The organism is Lyngbya sp. CCY1209, assembly GCF_055795065.1.
The window spans coordinates 1-5,793 of sequence record NZ_JAYFER010000215.1 but is presented as its reverse complement, the minus strand read 5'-3'; the positions used below and the strand labels follow the sequence as shown (position 1 = coordinate 5,793).

Below are 5,793 nucleotides of genomic sequence, written 5' to 3'. Positions count from 1 at the left end.
TGCTGGCGGCTAAAGCCGCTTGAGTCGGTTTTCCTCTCCGCGATCAATCACGGAGCTTCCAACCCTCCCAGGAGTTTGACGTGATGCCAGCCAAAGTCGCCGTCAACTCAAGCAGATTTCGCCCCCGATCGCCCGCTCAGAACCAGATGGAGCTGGCTTTACCGGATGTTTTTTTCCGTCGCTTTTCTCCCGGGACAGACCGTGAAAAATTGACCCCCGACAACCGCCGGCGGCGATCGCACGGTGGCGGGTTATCTCGCCCGAAAAATGGCAGGGCATCCCCGTCGGGGTACCGAATCGAAAGCCCCCCGGGACGCGATCGCATCCCGGCGGATGCCGAAGCGAAAAACGGGTTCGCTCTCCGCCCTTCTTCAAACGGCTAAAAACGGCGATCGCACCCCGGGAACGACCGGCCATCACGGCCCATTTTGGCGGTCGCTCCTCCGTTCCCCTTCACCCATCTAAAGAACCGGGAGGACGAGTCAAAATTCCGTTCAACAACCGAGAGGAAAAATAGCCAGATGAATACCCGGAAAAAAACCCAGATCGCGATCGCCTGTCAGGGAGGGGGGAGCCACGCCGCCTTTACCGCCGGAGTCCTGCGGCGATTCCTACAATCCGACGTGGGCGCGCGCTACGAAATCGTCAGCCTCAGTGGCACCTCCGGTGGCGGACTGTGCGCGCTCCTGGCCTGGTACGGACTGCTCAAAAACGGTGAAAGTGAGGCGGTGCCACCCGACCGCGAATTGCTCGACTTTTGGCAGGACAACTCAGCCACCCAACTGTGGGAACAATACCTGAATTACCTCCTCGTCCAATCCTGCCGATTTTACGAAAAAGGCATCATCCCCAGCTACGCCTCGAACCCCTACTTGTGGGGCGGAATGCAACAAATTTGGCAGACCTTGACCCCGCGGCGAGAATATCTCGACCTGAAAAAACTGATCGAAAAGCACATCAATTTTGAACAACTCCCCGACCTAATCCGAACCGCGAGTCCCCGCTTATTTTTAGGTTCGGTGAACGTCCGGTCTGGAGACTCCAAAATCTTCGACTCCCTGCGGGGAGAAATCGAGATCGAAGCCATCCTCGCCTCCGCCGCCATCCCCAACCTCTTCAAAGCCGTCGAAATCGGCGACGCCGCCTACTGGGACGGCCTGTTCGCCGAAAACCCGCCCGTCCTCCCCCTGGCGGACCCCGACCTCATCCCCCCCTCACGCTGGCCCGAGGAACTGTGGGTGATCCGGGTCAACCCCCGCACCTGCGAGGACATCCCCCGGACGCCCCAAGAAATTTCGGAGCGGCGCGACCAACTCTCCGGAAACCTCGCCCTCCATCACAGCCTGCAGTTCATCGAACGCACCAACCGCTGGCTGCGGCAGGGGATTTTAAACGGCGTGCGGGCCGGAATTGCCCCCGTCGAAATTCGCCAACTCGAAATCGACCCGTCCCACCGGTCTGGACTGGATTTCGCCTCCAAATTCGATCGCGACCCGGATCTGATCGAACACCTCCTCAACGCCGGATTCCGCCAGGCCGAAACCTTCCTCGACACCCTCTCCGTCTCCAACCCGGACTTCGCGGCCGCCGCCGAGCCCCGGGTCCCCCAACTCGATCCGGGCGTGCTGTGGCAAATCGGCGGCCCCCCGGGACGGCTCAACTTCCCCCAACCGGGCATCTGGACCCCCGAATATCACTACCGAGTTGGCACCGACCCCGACCCCGTCAACAATCCCAACCTGCCCAAGATCCTCACCGCCCCCGACGCCCAAAAACCGCCCGGGGTGGCATCCACCGACCGCCTCAACATCCACTTCCACCTGAGGCGAGACTACGGCGAGGGCGAGCTCACCCTGTTCTACAACCGCGACGGGGCCGAAGAAGATCGCATCTTCCTCGACGACATCCTCTTGATCCGCATCTGGGGGGCGGGGGACAACCAGACCCGCCAGAGCCAACTGCGACTCGGACCGGTTTCGGCGGGGGAACACACCCTGACCCTGATCGCCGTGGGGGGCAGCGGCGGCCATCGCATCTACGAACTGAAATTGGAAGTCGGCGTCGCCCTCCCCTATCCCGTGGAAGCGGAACCCTGGATGGCCGAAGCGCCCCCCGAAGCGCCCGAACCAGACCGGGAGGCGGCACCCGCCGAACCCCCGCCCCCGGAAACCCCCGCCGTCATCTGCTCCGATCGCCCCTGCGCCACGGGACGGGCCACCGACCGGGTGGATTTGATTGTCGTCATCGACACCGACGCCTCGATGCGCCCGGAAGCCCGGGGACTCAGCGACATCGCCGAAACGGCGATCGCCGACATCCAAAAGGCCGCCCCCTGTGACCTGCGGGTGACGTGGCTGGGCATCGGGGGAACCTGGGCGCGAAGCCGGTTCGACCACACGGTTCGGGATTACCTGATCCGCGAGTGCCGGGTTCCCCCTGCCGAAATTCGCAGCCGTCACCGGGGCGAATTGGCCGGCGGGGATGCCCGGGAAAATGTCGCCCGCACCATTCAAGAACTCTGCGATCGCTTCAACTGGCGGATGGGGGCGACCCGGGGGATTTTCTACGTCGGCGCCCGGCCCCTGGAAGGGGGCGACGGTCGCCCCGACGACGAAGATATCGAAGCGGCCGATATCGCCATTCAAACCGCCAAAGCGGCCGGCGTCGCCGTCCACACCTATTGGGGCACCGACGCAGAGGAAATCGCCGCGGACTACGGCCGTCTGGCGGCGGAAACCGGGGGGCGATCGTTCGCCGAAGGCGATGTCGGAGGGAAATACTATGCCCTGTTGCGGGATGTCATCCTCGCCACCCGCCGGGTCGATCGCCGGGCCGAATTGCCGGAATCCCTGCCGGGATTGGCGTTCCGGGCGAGTCTGCCGCCGGATTCCCAGACCCTCTCCTTGCAGGCGACGAACCAAGAAATCAACGCCGCGATCGCCGATCTGGCGGTGGTGGACGTGGAAGTGACGACGGTGGACGGCGATCGGCAGGGGATCCTCCCCGACGGGGAATCCCTGGTTCTGGGGGATTTGCCCGCCGCCGACGCCGAACCCGCCACCGCGACGGCCGAGTTCGTGCCGGACGAGTCCTGGGACGGGACGGACCTCACCACCGCGCGGTTGTGCTATACCTGCCGGGTGTCGGTGAATTTCCGGGGCCGCGATCGCTTCAAGTTCACAATTTCCGAGGGGGAATAAATCATGACGGACAACAGTACCATGCCCAAGGTGGACCTGGTGGCGATCGTCGATACCCGCACCAGTTTGCGGGCCGACGCCGAGGCCCTCAGCGAAGCCGCCGAAACCGCCATCGCGGCGGCCACCGAAGCGAGTCCCTGCGATTTGCGGGTGACGTGGCTGGGGCTCGAGGGGATCTGGCCCGACACCCGGTTCAGCCGCACCCTCCGCAACTATTTGATGGGCAACTGCGGGGTTTCCGATTCCCAATTGCTGCGGTTGAAGTCGCCCCGCAACACCCGCAACGACCCCGCCCGGGGTGACGGGGCTGAGGCGATCGATTACCTGTGCCGTTATTTTAACTGGCGCGATCGGGCGAATCGGGCGATCTTCTATATGGGCGACGGCGCCCTGGGGGGGGGTGACAGGGGCGGCCCAGTGGACCGGCAACTGTGCGATCGCGCCATCGCGGCGGCTAAATCTGCCGGCGTCGTCGTCCACACCTATTTCGGCGTCACCGACAGCCTTTACCCGGAGGAATTCCAAGCCGATTACGCCCGACTCGCCGAACAAACCGGGGGATTGAGTTATATTGCCCCCCCGGATGACGGCGGGTTTTCGGCGGTGTTGGCGGCGGTGATTCGCGGCAGTCTCAGCACGTCTTATTCCTTGGAAATGACCCGGCCGCTGCCCTGTTTCGAGTTGATTACTCCCCAGTCCCGGTTGGGGACGAATCGAACCTCAACAGTGGCGATCGCGGCGACGAATTGTTACACTAACGTGACGTTTCGGGACGTGACGGTTTATCTGTCGGCGGTGACGGTAGGCGATAGGTACGCGATCGCGGATCGCACGCCGGTGCCGAATTTACCGGGCGAAATCCCCGCGATCGTCTGGGAACCCAACACCCCCATCCACTTCGGCGACTTGCCACCCTTCGACCCGGACGCTTCCCCTTCTCCGGCGGCGACGACCCGGGAAATTCAAGTGGAAACTCGCGGCCATGTCACCGGCGAATTTTGGCTGAATATCGACTACACCTATGCCGCCGAATTCGATTACGAGGGGCAGGTCAATTGTCCGGTGCGGACGGATAGTAATTGAAGAAAAATTGGGCGGGCATTGCCCGCCATGCTGCCACCGAAAGACTCAAAAAACCGGGTTTTGAATTGATATGGCGCCCCGCGCTATATTAACACATCGTCGGTGCGTTCCCACTCATTCATTATCGTTCGAGTCGGTCGGTGACGGCCGGGAACGCACCCGAAAAAACTACTTTTTTGCCGATAAAACCTCCCCCGTCTCCGGGTCGAACAGATGAATTTTTTCGACCGCGATCGCCAGACCGATTTCCTCCCCCAATTTCACCCCGGAATGGGCGGGAATTCTCACCTGCAAACTCTCCTCCGGCGGTTCGGTAAACTTGACCGATAACAGGGTTTCGTGTCCCAATGCTTCGATGCGGTGGACTCGCACTCTCCAATGATCGGCCGAAGGAATAGCCGGGGTGAGATGTTCCGGCCGCACCCCCAAAAGTACCGACCTATCCCCCAATTTAGAAGAGCGATCGCCCGACAAAAATAGGCTAAAATGGGGGTGGAGCAATTCCCCTGTTTTGGAGAGTCGAACCGGCAGAAAATTCATCGGCGGGGAACCGATAAACTCGGCGACGAAACGGTTGGCGGGGAAGTCGTACAAATCCAAAGGGGCGGCGATTTGCTGGATCTGTCCAGCGTTCATCACCGCGATGCGGGTGCCCATCGTCATGGCTTCGGTTTGGTCGTGGGTGACGTAAATTGTCGTCGTGCCCAACTGCCGCTGCAACTCCACAATTTGCGATCGCGTCTCCGTCCGCAACCGGGCGTCCAAATTTGACAGCGGTTCGTCCATCAAAAATACCCGGGGATTGCGGGCCATCGCCCGCCCCAACGCCACCCGCTGCTTCTGTCCCCCGGAGAGTTGTTTGGGGAGGCGGTCCAGGAGCGGTTCGATCTGGAGGATTTGGGCCACCTGCCGCACCCGGCCGGCCACCGATCGCTCCCCCTCCGATTGATACCGCAGAGATTTGGGCAGGTTCCGCGTCGTCGCCACCAACAGGCGATCGCCGATCTTGTCCCGATTTCGGGTTCGCCGCAACCCGAAGGCCAAATTATCGTAAACCGTCAGGTGGGGATAGAGGGCGTAATTTTGGAACACCATCGCCACATCCCGGGCCTTGGGGGGGCGATCGTTCGCCAGGGTGTCCCCGATCCAAATTTTCCCCGCCGTCGGCGTTTCCAACCCCGCGATCAGCCGCAGCAGGGTACTTTTCCCGCACCCGGACGGCCCCACCAACACCATAAATTCCCCGTCGGATACCGTCAAATTAATATTGCGGAGTACCGCGTCGGACGGGGCGTCGGGAGTCGATTTCGCTTTCGGAGACGAAAAGCGTTTGTAGAGATTTTCCAGGACGACTTCAGCCATTGCCCGAACCCCCGCCCTTGATCGCCTGTATGGGCCTGTTCACCGCCACGACTCGCTCCGAAGTCCCCATGGACACCATGCGATCGCCCGTGCCGTCTTTGCCCCACATCGGCACCACATCGGGGATAATGTGGATGATCCGATTTTC

4 protein-coding genes are annotated in these 5,793 nt (G+C 61.9%); 3 read left to right on the top strand and 1 reads right to left on the bottom strand.

Annotation, left to right across the window (positions count from 1 at the left end; all coding sequences use genetic code 11):
- Positions 1 to 267 precede the first annotated feature (267 nt).
- The 3 genes from AC0QHF_RS04480 to AC0QHF_RS04470 are packed head-to-tail and all read left to right on the top strand — an operon-like array spanning position 268 to position 4,283.
- Positions 268 to 465, top strand: coding sequence for a hypothetical protein (locus AC0QHF_RS04480; protein WP_324702987.1), 198 nt, complete (start codon positions 268 to 270; stop codon positions 463 to 465).
- A 56-nt stretch (positions 466 to 521) separates the two neighbouring features.
- Positions 522 to 3,200: a patatin-like phospholipase family protein gene (locus tag AC0QHF_RS04475; RefSeq protein WP_324702986.1), complete on the top strand. Its 2,679-nt coding sequence runs from the start codon at positions 522 to 524 to the stop codon at positions 3,198 to 3,200.
- Positions 3,201 to 3,203: 3 nt separating this feature from the next.
- A complete protein-coding gene (locus tag AC0QHF_RS04470) occupies positions 3,204 to 4,283 on the top strand; it encodes a hypothetical protein (RefSeq protein WP_324702985.1) in 1,080 nt (359 codons plus the stop codon).
- A 168-nt stretch (positions 4,284 to 4,451) separates the two neighbouring features.
- Here AC0QHF_RS04470 and AC0QHF_RS04465 read toward each other — a convergent pair whose 3' ends face one another.
- Entirely contained in the window at positions 4,452 to 5,645 is a 1,194-nt protein-coding gene (locus AC0QHF_RS04465; RefSeq protein WP_324702984.1) for an ABC transporter ATP-binding protein, read from the bottom strand.
- Positions 5,646 to 5,793 lie beyond the last annotated feature (148 nt).

Coding starts and splice junctions, on each gene's coding strand:
- AC0QHF_RS04470 (WP_324702985.1), top strand. CDS start 3,204: ATGACGGACAACAGTACCATGCCCAAGGTGGACCTGGTGGCGATCGTC.
- AC0QHF_RS04465 (WP_324702984.1), bottom strand. CDS start 5,645: ATGGCTGAAGTCGTCCTGGAAAATCTCTACAAACGCTTTTCGTCTCCG.
- AC0QHF_RS04480 (WP_324702987.1), top strand. CDS start 268: ATGGCAGGGCATCCCCGTCGGGGTACCGAATCGAAAGCCCCCCGGGAC.
- AC0QHF_RS04475 (WP_324702986.1), top strand. CDS start 522: ATGAATACCCGGAAAAAAACCCAGATCGCGATCGCCTGTCAGGGAGGG.